At 74.9% G+C, this 15,947-nt stretch carries 12 protein-coding genes; 9 read left to right on the top strand and 3 right to left on the bottom strand.

The genetic code is table 11. From position 1 onward, the window contains the following. The first annotated feature begins 343 nt into the window (after nucleotides 1-343). Nucleotides 344-925, top strand: coding sequence for an adenylosuccinate lyase (locus tag Srubr_RS20060; protein ID WP_189990629.1), 582 nt, complete (start codon nucleotides 344-346; stop codon nucleotides 923-925). A gap of 7 nt (nucleotides 926-932) precedes the next feature. On the opposite strand, the gene Srubr_RS20055 is transcribed toward Srubr_RS20060, so the two are convergent. The 3 genes from Srubr_RS20055 to Srubr_RS20045 form a co-directional block, all read right to left on the bottom strand. Next, entirely contained in the window at nucleotides 933-1,457 is a 525-nt protein-coding gene (locus Srubr_RS20055) for a GNAT family N-acetyltransferase (RefSeq protein WP_189990633.1), read from the bottom strand. Between the two features lie 57 nt (nucleotides 1,458-1,514). Further along, complete coding sequence (locus Srubr_RS20050) at nucleotides 1,515-3,077, bottom strand: alpha/beta hydrolase (protein ID WP_189990635.1); 1,563 nt, start codon at nucleotides 3,075-3,077, stop codon at nucleotides 1,515-1,517. Nucleotides 3,078-3,224: 147 nt separating this feature from the next. Beyond that, complete coding sequence (locus Srubr_RS20045) at nucleotides 3,225-4,265, bottom strand: Rv2578c family radical SAM protein (RefSeq protein ID WP_189990637.1); 1,041 nt, start codon at nucleotides 4,263-4,265, stop codon at nucleotides 3,225-3,227. Between the two features lie 132 nt (nucleotides 4,266-4,397). On the opposite strand from Srubr_RS20045, the gene Srubr_RS20040 reads away from it, so the two are divergent. From Srubr_RS20040 to Srubr_RS20005, 8 genes are all read left to right on the top strand, one after another. Continuing rightward, a complete protein-coding gene (locus Srubr_RS20040) occupies nucleotides 4,398-4,841 on the top strand; it encodes an SRPBCC family protein (protein ID WP_030787558.1) in 444 nt (147 codons plus the stop codon). Nucleotides 4,842-5,001: 160 nt separating this feature from the next. Next, a complete protein-coding gene (locus Srubr_RS20035) occupies nucleotides 5,002-7,377 on the top strand; it encodes an MFS transporter (RefSeq protein WP_189990639.1) in 2,376 nt (791 codons plus the stop codon). Nucleotides 7,378-7,531: 154 nt separating this feature from the next. Beyond that, nucleotides 7,532-10,018, top strand: coding sequence for an ATP-binding SpoIIE family protein phosphatase (locus tag Srubr_RS20030; protein WP_189990640.1), 2,487 nt, complete (start codon nucleotides 7,532-7,534; stop codon nucleotides 10,016-10,018). A gap of 103 nt (nucleotides 10,019-10,121) precedes the next feature. After that, nucleotides 10,122-10,841: a class I SAM-dependent methyltransferase gene (locus Srubr_RS20025; RefSeq protein ID WP_189990642.1), complete on the top strand. Its 720-nt coding sequence runs from the start codon at nucleotides 10,122-10,124 to the stop codon at nucleotides 10,839-10,841. A 71-nt stretch (nucleotides 10,842-10,912) separates the two neighbouring features. Then, nucleotides 10,913-11,746, top strand: coding sequence for a M55 family metallopeptidase (locus Srubr_RS20020; protein WP_189990646.1), 834 nt, complete (start codon nucleotides 10,913-10,915; stop codon nucleotides 11,744-11,746). Continuing rightward, on the top strand, nucleotides 11,739-13,043 hold the full coding sequence (locus Srubr_RS20015) for a M20/M25/M40 family metallo-hydrolase (protein ID WP_189990648.1): 1,305 nt from the start codon (nucleotides 11,739-11,741) through the stop codon (nucleotides 13,041-13,043). Before Srubr_RS20020 ends, Srubr_RS20015 begins: the two co-directional genes overlap by 8 nt. 3 nt (nucleotides 13,044-13,046) lie before the next feature. Beyond that, nucleotides 13,047-15,014 carry a S9 family peptidase gene (locus tag Srubr_RS20010; protein ID WP_189990650.1) on the top strand — a complete coding sequence of 656 codons (1,968 nt, stop codon included), beginning with the start codon at nucleotides 13,047-13,049 and terminating at the stop codon, nucleotides 15,012-15,014. Then, complete coding sequence (locus Srubr_RS20005; RefSeq protein ID WP_189990651.1) at nucleotides 15,011-15,934, top strand: S66 peptidase family protein; 924 nt, start codon at nucleotides 15,011-15,013, stop codon at nucleotides 15,932-15,934. The genes Srubr_RS20010 and Srubr_RS20005 overlap by 4 nt, the downstream gene beginning before the upstream one ends. The last annotated feature ends 13 nt before the right edge of the window (nucleotides 15,935-15,947 follow it).

The following is a 15,947-nucleotide window of genomic DNA, read 5'->3' as shown; positions in this document are numbered from 1 at the left end:
CCGGAGCGCACCACGGTGCCCAAGGGATGCGGGTGTTTCCGGGCCGCGAGCGCACACGCCCGGTGAGCGCCGCCGGGCCACGGGCGCGTCCACGCCCGCGCACGGCGGGGGATCCGACCGGCCCTGTCCCGGAGCCGGGTCGTACCGCGGTACATACGGCGTACCGAACCGACGGAAAAGCTCGCTCGCGACGGCCGCGTCACCAGACCGTCGCCAGCGGAGTGCGAGGGGTACTCGCTCGTCTGAGCTTAACCGGCGGGTAACGAGCGCGCCAGACCCGCGAGGCAATCCTTCCGTGTGAGGTACCTCCCCCGTCCGCCGCTACCCGCCTACGCTGGACCTCGTGGACGAAGAGGTGCGCTCGCTCACGGAACGCTTACGGCAGGAGTCGGGCGGCACGGCCGCTTTCGACCGGCTGCTCGCCACCGAGGACCACGACGAACTCGCCGAGGTGCTCACCGCCCCGGGACAGCCGCTGTGGGCCAGGGAACTGGCCGCCTTCCGCCTCGGCCGGGCGGGCGACCGGCGCGCCTTCGAGGCGCTGGTGCTGCTGCTGAACCACCGCGACCCACCACGCTGCGCCTCCGCCGCGCACGCCCTCGCCCGCCTCGGTGACCCGCGCACCGCCCGGGCCGCCGCCGCCCTCGCCACCAACGAACTGCGCGTCGCCTACGCCCTGCACCCGGTACGGCTCCTGGTCGCCCTGCGCGCCCCGGAATCCGTGCCCGCGCTGATCACCACCCTGGAGCGGCGGCTCGGTCCGCACGACCCCTACCGCAAGGTCGCCCTGGCCTGTGTCGAGGGTCTGGGCGCGCTCGGCGACGACCGCGCCCGACGGGTGCTGAACGAGGCGCTGGCGCACCCCGCGCTCGCCGAGGCGGCGGTGCACGCGCTGGCCAGGCTCCCGCAGCAGCGGCCCGCCTGACGCCCGGTCAGCCCGCCGGGGCGCGCACGTACCGCACCTCGGGCACGGGCACGCCGTCCGCCTCGAAGGGCTCCTCCGCGCCGTCGGCCCGGAACCCGGCGCGCTCGTAGAAGCGGCGCGCGGGCGCGTTGCCCTTGAGCACCCACAGCAGCAGGCGCGCCCCGGCGGCGCACCGCCCGGCCGCCGCGGCCAGCAGCGCCCGTCCGATCCCGCCGCCCAGGTGCGCCGGATCGACGTAGATCGCGTACAGCTCGGCGTCCGCCGTGTGCGTCCCCCCGTCCCGGTACGGTCCGACCGCCGCCCACCCGAGCACCCGGCCGTCCCGCTCGGCGACCAGGTTCACCACCGGGCCGTCGCCGCGCGCGAACCGCTCCCGCCGCCGCTCGGCGTCCGCCGCGATGTCGAGCCGGTCCAGATACGGCTGCGGTACGAGCCCGCGGTAGGCGTGCCGCCAGCCGCGCACGCGGATCTCGGAGACGCGGTCGCAGTCGGCGAGGGTCATCGGGCGGATGTGTACGCGCGGCTCGTCCATGACGGAACCCTAGGGGCGGGCGCCGGCTGACGGCCGGGAATTTCGCGCGCCCCGGCGCTACCGGCGGAAACCCAGCAGGCCGTGCAGGACCGCACCGCGCGAGCCGGCCGCCGGCTTCGCCGCCGACTTCGCCGACGGCGGCTCCGGCTCCGGCGACCTGGCGCAGACCGCGTCGGCCGGTCCGGCGCCGCGCGGCACCGTGCCGTCGGCCAGATACGCGGCCAGGTACCGGTCCAGGCACGCGTTGCCGCTCAGCGTGACCCCGTGGTTGCCGCCGCCCTGCTCGACCACCAGGCTGGAGCGGGCCAGCAGCCGGTGCATGGCGACGCCGCCGGCGTACGGGGTGGCCGCGTCGCCGGTCGCCTGGAAGAGCAGCGCCGGCGGCAGCGCGTCCCCCGCGATGTCCACCGGCCGCAGCGGGGCCGTCGGCCAGAACGCGCACGGCGCGTTGTACCAGGTGTTGTTCCAGGCCATCACCGGCGCCTTCGCGTGCGCCGCCCAGGTGTCCGCCCGCCATCGGTGCCAGTCGCGCGGCCAGGGGGCGTCACGGCACTGCACCGCCGTGTAGACGCTGTAGCCGTTGTCCCCCTCGGCGTCCACGGCGGCGAGGGCGTCGTACGCGGCCAGCAGCGGCCCGGTGGCCCCCCGGCGCGCGTAGGCCGCGAACGCCTCGGCGAGGCGGGGCCAGTAGCCGTCGTAGTAGCCGCCGGGCGTGAAGGTGTCCTCCAGCTCCGCGGCGCCCACCCGGCCCCCGGCCGGCTCGCGCGCCAGCGCCGCCCGCATCGCGTACCAGCGGGCCTCGACCAGCGCGGGATCGGTGCCGAGCCCGTAGGCCGCGTCGTGCCGGGCGATCCAGGCCATCAGCGCGCGGTGGCGGTCGTCGAAGGCGTGGTCCTGGGCGAGGTTGTCCTCGTACCAGACGCCGGTCGGGTCGACGATCGAGTCCAGCACCAGCCGGTGCACCCGCCCGGGATGCAGCTTCGCGTACACCGCGCCCAGATAGGTGCCGTAGGAGTAGCCGAAGTAGCTGATCCGGGGCGCGCCGAGGGCCCGGCGGACCACGTCCAGGTCCCGGGCCGCGCTCACGGTGTCCAGGTACGGCAGCAGGTCCGCGTGACGGCGCCCGCAGGCCTCGGCGAAGGAGCGCGCCCGGTCGAGGTTCGCCCGCTCCAGCGCCGGGGTGGCCGGGACGGAGTCCGGGCGGGGCGCCGTGAAGTGGCCGGGCGCACAGGTCAGGGCGGGCGTGCTGCGGCCGACCCCGCGCGGGTCGAAGCCGATGACGTCGTAGCGGGCCGCCACGCTCTTCGGCAGCGCCGAGGCGACGAACCCGGCCAGCTCCAGCCCGCTGCCGCCGGGGCCGCCCGGGTTGACCAGCAGCGGGCCCTCGAAGGCCGGCGCGGTGTGCGGGACGCGGGACAGGGCGAGCGTGATCTGCCGGCCCGCCGGATCGGCGTGGTCCAGCGGCACCCGCACCGAGGCGCACTGGAGCGTGGGGTGGTCGCGGGTGGCGCACGCCGTCCAGACGGGCGCGGGGGCGGTGGCCGCCCGGACGGGGGCGGCGGTGAGCGAGCCCGCCACCACGGCGGCGACCGCGCCCAGCGCGGCTGCGCGTGTTCTCATACGGGTCCTCCCGGGACGCGGGGACGCGGCGAACCGTGCGGCACGGTTCCGCCCGGATCGTCCCGGCGCCGGGGCCCCGCAGAACCCGGCTTCGCGATACTTGACCCGATCGGGGCGCGGGATGCCCCCCAACGCGCCCCGGCCCGCTCACATCAGGCTGAGCTGTACCGGCTCCGCCGGGTCCGGGGCCGGTGCCGGCGCGGCCGGGCGGATCCGGCGGGCCTGCCCGGAGCGGGCGGGTCCGATGCCGTACTCCTCGGCCAGCTCGTGCACCTGACGGGTGATCCGGCGCTGGTACCACCTCGGCGCGTAGGCGCCCTCCGCGTACAGCCGCTCGTAGCGGGGCACCAGGCGCGGGTGGTGGTGGCCGAGCCAGGTCATGAACCACTCCCGGGCGCCCGGGCGCAGATGCAGCACCAGCGGGGTGACGGAGACCGCCCCGGCCGCCGCGATCGCCCGCACGGTCTCCCGCAGCCGCTCGGGGTCGTCGCTCAGGAACGGGATCACCGGCGCCATCAGCACCCCGCAGCCGATGCCGTGCTCACCGAAGGCGCGGACGACCTCCAGCCGGCGCTCGGGCGCGGGCGTGCCCGGTTCCACCGTGCGCCACAGCTCGGTGTCCAGGAAGCCGACGGAGACGGACACGCCCACCTCCGTCACTTCGGCCGCGCGGACCAGCAGCGGGAGATCGCGCAGGATCAGGGTGCCCTTGGTGAGGATCGAGAACGGGTTGGCGTGGTCGGTGAGGGCGGAGATGATGCCCGGCATCAGCCGGTAGCGGCCCTCGGCGCGCTGGTAGCAGTCGACGTTCGTGCCCATCGCCACGTGCTCGCCCTGCCAGCGGCGCGACGCGAGCTGGCGGCGCAGCACCTCGGGGGCGTTGACCTTGACCACGATCTGTGTGTCGAAGCCGATGCCCGTGTCCAGGTCCAGATAGCCGTGGGTGGCGCGGGCGAAGCAGTAGACGCACGCGTGCGAGCAGCCCCGGTAGGGGTTGACGGTCCATTCGAACGGCATGCGCGAGGCGCCCGGCACCCGGTTGAGCACCGAGCGCGCCCGCACCTCGTGGAAGGTGATCCCGCGGAACCCGGGCGGGTCGACCCGGGTGGTCACGGCGTCCGCGCCGAACAGCGCGGCGTCGGCGGCCCGGCCGTGGTCGCCGTCGTCGGTGAGGTTGTCCCAGCGCATGACGCCTCCTCGGTAGCACTGGGCACAGAATAGAACATGTGTTCGCATGATCGTGCGGACCCCGATTTGGGCCGCCGGGCGGCGGGGTGGTTGGCTTGCCCCATACCGGAAGACAGGTCCTGGAGGAACGCAATGGCGCAGGTCGAGGCCACTACCGAGCGGGTCGTCGCGGCGGACGCGGAGAAGGTGTTCGACGCCCTCGCCGACTACCGCGGCACCCGGCAGAAGCTGCTGCCCGAACACTTCAGCGAGTACGAGGTGCGCGAGGGTGGCGACGGCGAGGGCACCCTCGTCCACTGGAAGCTCCAGGCCACCAGCAAGCGGGTGCGCGACTGCCTGCTGGAGGTGACCGAGCCCACCGACGGCGAGCTCGTCGAGAAGGACCGCAACTCCTCCATGGTCACCACCTGGCGCGTCACCCCGGCCGGCGAGGGCCGCTCCCGCGTGGTCGTCACCACCACCTGGCAGGGCGCCGGCGGCATCGGCGGCTTCTTCGAGCGGACCTTCGCACCCAAGGGCCTCGGCCGGATCTACGACGCCCTGCTCGCCAACCTCGCCGCCGAGGTCGAGAAGTAGCCAACCGCCCACCGGTACAAGGAGGTTGACCTCCGGTCGGCTCCTTCACCGGTTCGAGTGGATCTCCGGTCCGGGCCGGGCGGAGCCGTAACCTCAGGCAACCGATCCCCGTTGTCGCCTCGCGCGGGAAACGCGCGAGGCGCGACGAGGGGAGCGGTCCGTGGGCGGGACGACACTGGCGCGGCAGGAGCCGGACGTGGCACCGGCGGCCGGCGAGGCGCCCGCGCCGCTGACGCCCCGCCGGGTCAGGCTGGTGTTCGCCGGGCTGATGCTGGCGCTGCTGCTGGCCGCCCTGGACCAGATGATCGTCGCCACCGCCCTGCCCAAGGTCGTCGGCGAACTGCACGGCCTGGACAAGATGTCCTGGGCCATCACGGCCTACCTGCTCACCTCCACCATCGGCCTGCCCCTGTACGGCAAGCTGGGCGACCTCGTCGGCCGCAAGGGCGTCTTCCAGTTCGCCATCGCCGTCTTCGTCGTCGGCTCCGCGCTCGCCGGCCGGGCCGGCAGCATGGACCAGCTGGTCCTCTACCGCGCGCTCCAGGGCGTCGGCGCGGGCGGCCTCATGATCGGCGTGCAGGCCATCATCGCCGACATCGTGCCGCCCCGGGAACGCGGCCGGTACATGGGACTGATCGGCGCCGCCTTCGGCCTCGCCTCCGTCGCCGGCCCGCTGCTCGGCGGCTACTTCACCGACCACCTCTCCTGGCGCTGGTGCTTCTACGTCAACGTGCCCTTCGGCCTGGTCACCTTCGCGGTCGTCACCGTCGTGCTGAAACTGCCCCGGCCGCCCGTGCGGGCCCGGCTCGACGTGCCCGGCGCGATCCTGCTCGCCGCCGCCTCCACCTGCCTGGTGCTGCTCACCAGCTGGGGTGGCACCGAGTACGCCTGGGACTCCCGGCCCATCCTCCTCCTCGGCGCCGGCGCCCTCGTCAGCACCGTCCTCTTCCTGGTCGCCGAGCGCTCCGCCGCCGAACCGCTCATCCCGCTGAGGCTGTTCCGCGACTCCGTGTTCACCATCAGCGGCCTGGTCGGCCTGGTCATCGGCGTCGCCCTGTTCGGCGCCGCCAGCTATCTGCCGACCTTCCTGCAGATGGTGGACGGGGCCAGCGCCACCGAGTCCGGACTGCTGATGCTGCCCATGATGGCCGGGATCGTCGGCGCCTCCGTCATCGGCGGCCACCTCATCAGCCACACCGGCCGCTACCGGATCTACCCCGTGCTCGGCAGCGCCGTCTCCGTCGTCGGCATGTGGCTGCTGTCCCGGCTCCAGACCGACACGCCCCGGCTGCACTACAGCATCTGGATGGCCGTCCTCGGCACCGGCATCGGCCTGGTGATGCCCGTCCTGATCCTCGCCGTGCAGAACTCCGTGCGCCCCGCCGACCTCGGCAGCGCCACCAGCGCCAACAACTACTTCCGGCAGATCGGCGGCAGCGTCGGCGCCGCCGTCTTCGGCACCCTCTTCGCCGAGCGGCTCACCTCCGCGCTCCGTGCCGAGCTGCCCCCGGGCGCGGGCACCCGCCTGCCCGCCGCCGACTCGATCACCCCGCAGCTCGTGCACGCGCTGCCCCCGGCCCTGCGCGACGCCTACATCCGCGCCTACGCCGACGCGATGCCCCGGGTCTTCCTCTACCTCGTCCCGGTGCTCGCCCTCGGCCTGCTCATCGCCTGCTTCCTGAAGGAGAAACCGCTGGTGTCCCACCACGCCCCCGCCACCGACCAGGAGACCGCCCCGGTGAACGTCCCGCTCCCGCACGCCCGTTCGCCGTTCTCCGCCGGCATCCCCGTGTGCGGCACGGTGCAGCACCCCGACGGCACCGTGGTGCCCCGCGCGGCGCTCACCCTCATCGACGTCGCCGGGCAGCAGGTCGGCCGGGGCGCCAGCGGCGAGGACGGGCGGTACGCGCTCGGCACGCCCGGCCCCGGCTCCTACGTGCTGATCGCCGCCGCGGGCGGACACCAGCCGCAGGCCGTCTCCGTCACCGTCGGCGAACGCCCCGTCGAACTGGACGTCGTCCTCGGCGGCGCCGGACGCCTGGCCGGCAGCGTGCTCACCGCCGACGGCAGCCCCGTCCGGGACGCCACCGTCACCCTCACCAACGTACACGGCGAGGTGGTCGCCACCACCCGCAGCGGACGCGAGGGCGGCTACGTCATCACCGAGCTGGTGGCCGGTGAGTACACCCTCGCCGCCAGCGCCCCCGCCTTCCGGCCCGCCGCGCTCCCGGTCACCGTGCAGGCCGCCCGGGAGACCCGGCAGGACGTCGAGCTCGCGGGCGGCGCCGTACTGCGCGGCACCGTCCGGGCCGGCGGCGGACGCCCCGTGGAGGAGGCCCGGGTCACCCTGCTGGACGCCGCCGGCAACGTCGTCGACACCCTGATCACCGCAGCGGACGGAACGTTCCGGTTCGTGGACCTCTCCTCCGGCGAGTACACCGTCATCGCCGCGGGGTACCCGCCGGTCGCCACCGTGCTCCAGGTCGCGGGGGGCGGACGCACCGAGCGCGACCTCCAGTTGGGGCACGAGGACTGACCGGGGGCGCACGCAGCGCGCCGGGCCGTGCGCCGGTGCATCCGGTTCATCCAATTCCAGGATTGCCACACATCGCGACCGGCGACCGCCTTACCGTAGTGGCGGGCGGCACAGATCGTTTTGCGGACAGCCGTGGAAGGAAAGGGCCTGGGCCATGGACCGTGGCAACGAGCGGGACGCGCCCGCCGGGCGCGGCGTCGGCGACACCGCGGCGGGCCGCGTCCCGCTGGCCGTGGTCGTCGTCGACCGCGCCGGCCTGGTGTCCCACTGGAGCAGCGGTGCGCGGCGTCTGTTCGGCGTCGGCCGGGAGGAGGCCGTCGGCAGGCCCGCGGCCGATCTGCTGCCCGTCTCCGGCGCCCTCCACGACGACGCCGACGACGCCGACGACACCGACGACCCGCGCGGCGGTCCCGCGGCGTACGACGGACACGGCCCCGACCTGGAGGCCTCCCTCGACGGGCTCAGCGGCTTCCCCCAGGCCGGCTGCGCCCGGATCCGCCCGCACCGGGAAGGGCCCGGCGCCGAGGAGCGGATCGACGTGCTGTGGTGGGCCTACCCGCTGGTCGGCCCGGACCCGTCCCGGCTGCTGGTGCTCGTCGCCGACGCCACCCGGCTGCGCGCCGAACGCGGCCACGACGCCCCGGCCGCCGAACGCATCACGCCCGGCTTCGCCCGCCACACCGAACTGCCCGCCGCCGAGGACCTCGAACGGCGCCTGCCCGACATCCTGCCCAACATGGGCCCGGGCCTGAGCGCCCGCATCGTCTCCCAGGTCCTCGAACTCGGCTACCCCATCCTGGAGTTCAGCCAGTACGAACGGGTGCCCGTGACCCCGTACTGGGGCGTGCCCCGCCGCCCCGGCCGCAACGCCGCCGAAGCCGTCGCCGAGCCCGCCGCCGTGACGGCCGGGCACCGGCCCGTGGCCGCCGCGGTCCCGGCCGGCGCCGAGCGGGACCTGGAGTACGCCGCCGTCCGCGAGCGGCTGGAGTTCCTGAACGAGGTCAGCTCCCGCATCGGCTCCTCCCTGGACCTCGGCGAGACCATCCGCGAGGTCACCAGCGCCGCCGTACCCCGGTTCGCGGACTTCGCCGGCACCCACCTGCGCGCCGCGGTGCTGGCCGGCGAGGGCTTCCCGGACGGCCCGCCGGACGCCAGCACCGTGATGTTCCGGGTCTGGGTCGAGCACAACGACGAACCCGGCCGCTGGGACGACACCGTGCCCGTAGGCGAGGCCTTCGCCTTCCCCGAGCACACCCCGTTCTACAAGTGCATGGTCACCGGCGAGCCCGTGCTCATCCCACGGGTCACCGACGAGCTGTCCCAGCGGATCTCCGGCGAGTTCGAGAAGCGCGACCTCAGGCCGCTCATCGGCGGCCGGTCGCTGCTGATCGTCCCGCTCAAGGCGCGCAACGTCGTCCTCGGCTTCATGGTGCTGATGCGCCGCCCCGACCGGCCGCAGTTCGACGACATGGACCGCACCACCGGCGCCGAACTCGCCGCCCGCGCCGGCCTCGTGCTCGACAACGCGCGCATGTACACGTACCAGGAGAACGTCGCCGACACCCTCCAGGACAGCATGCTGCCGCAGATCACCCCGCGGATGGCCGGCTGTGACGTCGCCACCCGCTATCTGCCCGGCACCCGGCTCGGCAGGATCGGCGGCGACTGGTTCGACACCATCAAACTGCCCGGCTCCCGCACCGCCCTGGTGGTCGGCGACGTCATGGGCCACGGACTGAACTCGGCCGCGATGATGGGCCAGTTGCGTACCGCCGTGCAGACCATGGCCGCCATGGAGACCCCGCCCGCCCAGCTCCTGCGCAACCTGGACGACCTGGCCCGCCGGCTCGGCGACACCTACCTCGCCACCTGCCTGTACGCGGTCTACGACCCGATCCGCGGCGAGCTGACCCTCGCCAACGCCGGCCACATCCCGCCCGTGCTGGTGCGCGCCGAGGACGGCGGCAGCAGGCTCCTCGACCTGCCCACCGGAGCGCCGATCGGCGTCGGCGGCGTCCCGTTCGAGGCCGTCCGGGTCCGGGTGGCGCCCGGCGACCGGCTGGTGCTGTGCACGGACGGCCTGGTGGAGGTGCGCGGCTCCGACATCGGCGAGGGCCTGGCCGCGCTCTGCGAGTCCGCCGCCCACCCCGCGGCCTCCATGGACGACGCCTGCGACACCATCATCCGGGCGCTGAACACCCGCGGCGGACGCAAGGACGACGTCGCCCTGCTCATGGCGCGCCTCAACGGCATCCCGGACGACCACGTCGCCGACTGGCGGCTCGAGTCCGTGCCGGGCGAGGTGCCCCGCGCCCGCCGCCTGGTGCGCGAACAACTGCTGGACTGGGGCCTGCCGCAGGCCGTGGAGACCGCCGAGCTGCTGGTCAGCGAGGTCGTCACCAACGCCGTGCTGCACGCGGCGAGCGACCGGATCGGCCTGCGGATCGTGCGCACCGACGCGCTGCTGTTCGAGGTCACCGACGACGAACCCGCCCTGCCCGCCCTGTTGAGCACCGGCCCCGACGACGAGTCCGGCCGCGGACTGCGCGTGGTCAGCCGGCTGGCCCGGGAGTGGGGCGCCAGCGCCACCGGGCACCGCAAGACCGTCTGGTTCGAACAGGCCCTCACCACCGGCCGCTGACCCGCCCGGACACGCCCCGCCCGGGAACCGGGCCGCGCGACCCTTGCCCCGCGCCGGTCCGCCGCGATATCCCGATCACGGAACCGACCCGTGGGGAGACCGCATGAACATCTCGGACACCTATCGCGACGCGTGGGAGAGCTACTGGAGCGAGACCTCCGGCGCCCGGGGGGAGGCGATATGGGACTGCGACCCCGTGCTGAGCGCCGCACCGCACAGCGAACTGCTCCTGCCGCACGCCGACCCGGGCCGTACGATCGTCGACCTCGGCTGCGGCAACGGCACCCAGACCCGCTATCTGGCCACCCGGTTCGCCCGTGCCGTGGGCGTCGACCTCTCGCACGCGGCCGTCGAACACGCCCGCCGCGCCGCGGGCGACGCCCCCGTCGAGTTCCAGCAGCTCGACCTCACCGACACCGCCGCCGTCCGCGCCCTGCACCGGCGGCTCGGCGACAGCCACGTCTACATGCGGGCCGTCATCCACCAGAGCGAACCGGCAGCGCGCCCCGCGGTGGCCGCCGCCGTCGCCGAGATCATCGGCACCGAGGGCCGGGCCTTCGTGGTCGAGCTGACCTCCGCCTCCCGGGACGTCCTCGGCCGCGCCGCCGCCGGTCCGGGAGGCCCGCCGCCCAAGCTCCGCCGCGTCTTCCACCACGGCCTCAAGCCCGCCGCCGCCCCGGACGACGAGATCCCGCGCCTGCTGGCCGAGGCCGGTCTCACCGTCCTGGCCGACGGCGAGACCGCCCTGCCGCAGACCGAGTACCTCCCCGACGGTACCCGCATCGACCTGCCGGCCCGCTGGTTCGTCCTCGCCCGGGCCTGACCGGACTCGGGCACCGCCGTCCCCGCCGGGGTCGTGGCCAGGGGACGGCCCGGCGCGTAACGTGACCCGGCATGAAGATCCTCATCAGTGCCGACATGGAGGGGGCCACGGGCGTCACCTGGCCGGCCGACGTGCTGCCGGGGACGCCGCAGTGGGAGCGGTGCCGGTCGATGTTCACCTCGGACGTGAACGCGGCCGTGGAGGGCTTCTTCGACGGCGGCGCCGACCGGGTGCTGGTCAACGAGGCCCACTGGACCATGCGCAACCTGCTGCTGGAACGGCTCGACGAGCGGGTGGAGATGCTCACCGGCCGGCACAAGGCGCTGTCGATGGTGGAGGGCGTCCAGCACGGCGACGTCGACGGCATCGCCTTCGTCGGCTACCACGCCGGCGCCGGCATGGAAGGCGTCCTCGCCCACACCTACCTCGCCAACCAGATCACCGGGGTGTGGCTGAACGGCGTCCGCGCCAGCGAGGGGCTGCTCAACGCCCACGTCGTCGCCGAGTACGGCGTCCCGGTCGTCCTCGTCACCGGCGACGACGTGGCCTGCGAGGACGCCCTCGGCTACGCGCCCGAGGCGCCGAAGGTGGCCGTCAAGGACCATGTGTCCCGGTACGCGGCCGTGTGCCGGACCCCGGCCCGGACCGCCGCCGACATCCGCGCCGCCGCCAAGGAGGGCGCCCGGCTGGCGGTCCGTCACCAGCCCGCCGAGGCCGGACCGTTCACGGTCGCCGTCGAGTTCGACGCCGAGCACCTCGCCCAGGCCGCCACCGTCGTCCCCGGCGTGGCGCGCACCGGCGAGCGGAAGGTGGCGTACACCAGCGCCACCATGTACGAGGGAATCAGGACGTTCAAGGCGGTCACCACGATCGCCTCCGCCGCCGTGGAGGAGCAGTATGGCTGACCCGCAGGCACTCGACGAGGTCGTGGAGTTCACCTCCGGCCTGATCCGCATCGACACCACCAACCGGGGCGGCGGCGACTGCCGGGAGCGGCCGGCCGCCGAGTACGCCGCCGAACGGCTGGCCGGGGCCGGCCTGGAGCCGTTGATGCTGGAGCGCACCCCGGGCCGCACCAACGTGGTCGCCCGGATCGAGGGCACCGACCCGTCCGCCGACGCGCTGCTGGTCCACGGCCACCTGGACGTCGTACCCGCCGAGCCCGCCGACTGGAGCGTGCCGCCGTTCTCCGGGGAGGTCCGGGACGGGATGGTGTGGGGGCGGGGCGCCGTCGACATGAAGAACATGGACGCGATGATCCTCGCGGTGGTCCGCTCCTGGGCCCGGCAGGGCGTACGGCCCCGCCGGGACCTGGTCATCGCCTTCACCGCCGACGAGGAGGCCAGCGCCGAGGACGGCTCCGGTTTCCTCGCCGGCCGGCACCCCGAACTCTTCGAGGGCTGCACGGAGGGCGTCAGCGAGGGGGGCGGCTTCACCTTCCACGACGGCTCCGGCCGGGAGATCTACCCGATCGCGGCGGGGGAGCGGGGCACCGCCTGGCTGAAGCTCACCGCGCGCGGCCGGGCCGGGCACGGCTCCAAGGTGAACCGGGAGAACGCGGTGACCCGGCTGGCCGCCGCCGTCACCCGCATCGGCGAGCACGAGTGGCCGACCCGCCTCACCCCCACCGTGCGGGCCGCCCTGGACGCGCTCGCCGCGCTGTACGGGATCGAGGCCGCACGCACCGACGTGGACCGGCTGCTGGAGAAGCTCGGCCCCGCCGCGGGGCTGGTCGAGGCGACCGTCCGCAACAGCGCCAACCCGACCATGCTGGACGCCGGTTACAAGCTCAACGTCATCCCCGGCGAGGCGGTCGCCTACGTCGACGGGCGCTATCTGCCCGGCACCGAGGAGGAGTTCGCGGCCACCCTGGACCGGCTCACCGGCCCGGACGTGCACTGGGAGTTCGCGCACCGCGAAGTGGCCCTCCAGGCACCGGTGGACACTCCGCTGTTCGCCGGAATGCGGGCCGCCGTCGAGGAGTTCGCGCCCGGCGGGCACGTCGTGCCGTACTGCATGGCCGGCGGCACGGACGCCAAGCAGTTCTCCCGGCTCGGCATCACCGGGTACGGTTTCGTCCCGCTGAAGGTGCCCGCCGGCTTCGACTACTCGGCGCTGTTCCACGGCGTGGACGAGCGGGTGCCCGTCGAGGCGCTGCGCTTCGGCGTCCGCGTCCTGGACCGCTTCCTGAGGACGGCCTAGCCGATGGGGGAGGAGATGCGCACCGCGCCGTACGGATCCTGGCCCTCGCCCGTGACCGCCGCGCTCGCCGCCGCGCACGACGGCCACCCGGACTGGGTGGGGTTCGTCGGCGACGAGATCTGGTGGACCGAGCCCCGCCCCGCCGAGGGCGGCCGGCGCACCCTGGTCCGGCGGCGCGCCGACGGCGCCGAGGAGACCGTGCTGCCCGCGCCGTGGAACGTCCGCAGCCGGGTCGTCGAGTACGGCGGCCGGCCCTGGACCGGGGCCGTCCGGGACGGCCGGCCGCTGATCGTGTTCGCGCACTTCGCCGACCAGCGGCTGTACCGGTACGAGCCCGGCGGCGAGCCCGTTCCGCTCACCCCTCTCTCCCCGGTGGGCGGCGGCCTGCGCTGGGCCGAGCCCCGCGTGGACCTCGGCCGCGGCGAGGTGTGGTGCGTGCTGGAGGAGCACACCGGGGACGGGCCGGACGACGTACGGCGGGTCCTGGCCGCCGTACCGCTGGACGGCTCGGCCGCCGCCGACCGCGCCGCCGTGCGCGAACTCACCGCGCCCCGGCACCGGTTCGTCACCGGCGCCCGGCTCTCGCCCGACGGCCGACGGGCCGCCTGGCTCGGCTGGGACCATCCGCGGATGCCCTGGGACGGCACCGAGCTGCTGGTCGCCGACGTGACCGGCGACGGCCGGCTGACCGGCGTCCGCACGGTCGCCGGGGGCCCGGAGGAGTCCGTCTGCCAGGCCGAGTGGGCCCCGGACGGCCACCTGCTGTACGCGAGCGACCGCGGCGGCTGGTGGCAGCTCTACCGCGACGGCACCCTGCTGTGCGCCCGCGAGGAGGAGTTCGGCGGACCGCTGTGGCAGCTCGGGCTGCGCTGGTTCGCGCCGCTGGACAACGGGCTGCTGGCGGTCCTGCACGGACGCGGACCGGCCGCCCTCGGGATACTGGACCCGGAGACCGGCGAGATCGTCGACGCCGCCGGCCCCTGGACCGAGTGCGCCCCCACCCTCGCCGTCCACGGCCAGCGCGTCGTCACCGTCGGCGCCGGCCCGCACACCGGGTACGAGGTGGTCGAGCTGGACACCGTCACCGGCCGCGCCCGGGTGGTCGGCGCCCGCCACCGCGACCCGGTCGACCCCGCCTACTACCCGCGGCCCGAGGTGCGCGTCTTCCCCGGGCCCGACGGCCGCGAGGTGCACGCCCACGTGTACCCGCCGCACCACCCCGCGAGGACCGCGCCCGACGGTCAACGGCCGCCGTACGTCATCTGGGCGCACGGCGGACCCACCGGCCGCAGCCCGCTCGTGCTGGACCTGACCATCGCCTACTTCACCTCCCGTGGCATCGGCGTCGCCGAGGTGAACTACGGCGGCTCCACCGGATACGGCCGCGCCTACCGGGAGCGGCTGCGCGAGCGGTGGGGCGTGGTGGACGTCGAGGACTGCGCGGCCGTCGCCCGCGCCCTCGCCGCCGAGGGCACCGCCGACCCCGCCCGGCTGGCCATCCGGGGCGGCAGCGCCGGCGGCTGGACCGCCGCCGCCTCCCTGACCACCACCGACGTCTACGCCTGCGGCACCATCCGCTACCCGGTGCTCGACCTCACCGCCTGGGGCCCCGGCGAGACCCACGACTTCGAGTCCCGCTACCTGGAATCGCTGATCGGCCCGCTCGCCGAGGTGCCCGACCGGTACGCCGAACGCTCCCCGATCACCCACGCCGACCGGCTCACCGTGCCGTTTTTGCTGCTCCAGGGCCTGGACGACGTTATCTGCCCGCCCGCCCAGTGCGAACGCCTCCTCGCCCGGATCGCCGGCCGGGGCGTACCGCACGCCTACCTCACGTTCGAGGGCGAGGGTCACGGATTCCGCCGCGCCGATACCATGATCCGCGCCCTGGAGGCGGAACTGTCGCTGTACGCCCAGGTGTTCGGGCTGGACCCGACGCCGCCCGCACCGAAGCTGGAGCTGTCCCCGTGAAGGAACTCGCCCGCCCGCACCGGCTGGCCCCGGGTGCCCGGGTCGCCGTCGTCGCCACCAGCGGGCCGGTGCCCGAGGAACGCCTCCAGGCGGGCCTGGACGTGCTGCGCGGCTGGGACCTCGACCCGGTGGCCGGCCCCCATGTCCTGGACCGGCACCCCGGGTTCGGCTACCTCGCCGGCACCGACGCCGACCGCGCCGCAGACTTCCAGAACGCCTGGTGCGACCCCGCCGTGGACGCGGTGCTGTGCGCCCGCGGCGGCTACGGCGCCCAGCGCATGATCGACCTGCTCGACTGGGACGCCCTGCGCGCGGCCGGACCCAAGCTGTTCATCGGCTTCAGCGACGTCACCGCGCTGCACGAGGCCATCGCCACCCGGCTGGGACTGGTCACGCTGCACGGGCCGGTGGCGGCCGGTGCCGACTTCGTCAAGAACCAGCGGGCCCAGGAGCATCTGCGGGCCACCCTGTTCGCGCCCGAGACGGTCCGCACCCTCGTCTCCGGCGGCACCGCCCTCGTCCCCGGCCGGGCCCGGGGCGTCACCCTCGGCGGCTGCCTGAGCCTGCTCGCCGCGGAACTCGGCACCCCGCACGCCCGGCCCTCCGCGCGCGGCGGACTGCTGTGCCTGGAGGACGTCGGCGAGCCGGCGTACCGGCTGGACCGCTACCTCACCCAGCTGCTGCGCGCCGGCTGGCTGGACGGGGCGCGCGGGGTGCTGCTCGGCTCCTGGGCGGACTGCGCAGGCCGGGAGGAGCTGCGGGCCCTGTTCGCCGACCGGCTCGGCGGACTCGGCATCCCGGTCGCCGAGAACGTCGGATTCGGCCACTGCGAGGGCGCGTTGACGGTTCCGCTCGGGGTGGCCGCCACCCTGGACACGGAGGCGGGCACGCTCACCCTGGACGAGCCGGCCCTGCGCTGACGCCGTAGGCTGG

It is taken from the genome of Streptomyces rubradiris (genome assembly GCF_016860525.1).
GTDB classification, from domain to species: Bacteria; Actinomycetota; Actinomycetes; order Streptomycetales; family Streptomycetaceae; genus Streptomyces; species Streptomyces rubradiris.
Note: the sequence above shows the minus strand (reverse complement) of the source record. Positions and strands in the feature narration are given on the sequence as shown.

Bases quoted from the DNA above. Each gene is read 5' to 3' on its own strand.
- Srubr_RS20055 (WP_189990633.1), bottom strand. From the start codon at position 1,457: ATGGACGAGCCGCGCGTACACATCCGCCCGATGACCCTCGCCGACTGC.
- Srubr_RS20050 (WP_189990635.1), bottom strand. From the start codon at position 3,077: ATGAGAACACGCGCAGCCGCGCTGGGCGCGGTCGCCGCCGTGGTGGCG.
- Srubr_RS20045 (WP_189990637.1), bottom strand. From the start codon at position 4,265: ATGCGCTGGGACAACCTCACCGACGACGGCGACCACGGCCGGGCCGCC.
- Srubr_RS20040 (WP_030787558.1), top strand. From the start codon at position 4,398: ATGGCGCAGGTCGAGGCCACTACCGAGCGGGTCGTCGCGGCGGACGCG.
- Srubr_RS20030 (WP_189990640.1), top strand. From the start codon at position 7,532: ATGGACCGTGGCAACGAGCGGGACGCGCCCGCCGGGCGCGGCGTCGGC.
- Srubr_RS20025 (WP_189990642.1), top strand. From the start codon at position 10,122: ATGAACATCTCGGACACCTATCGCGACGCGTGGGAGAGCTACTGGAGC.
- Srubr_RS20020 (WP_189990646.1), top strand. From the start codon at position 10,913: ATGAAGATCCTCATCAGTGCCGACATGGAGGGGGCCACGGGCGTCACC.
- Srubr_RS20015 (WP_189990648.1), top strand. From the start codon at position 11,739: ATGGCTGACCCGCAGGCACTCGACGAGGTCGTGGAGTTCACCTCCGGC.
- Srubr_RS20010 (WP_189990650.1), top strand. From the start codon at position 13,047: ATGGGGGAGGAGATGCGCACCGCGCCGTACGGATCCTGGCCCTCGCCC.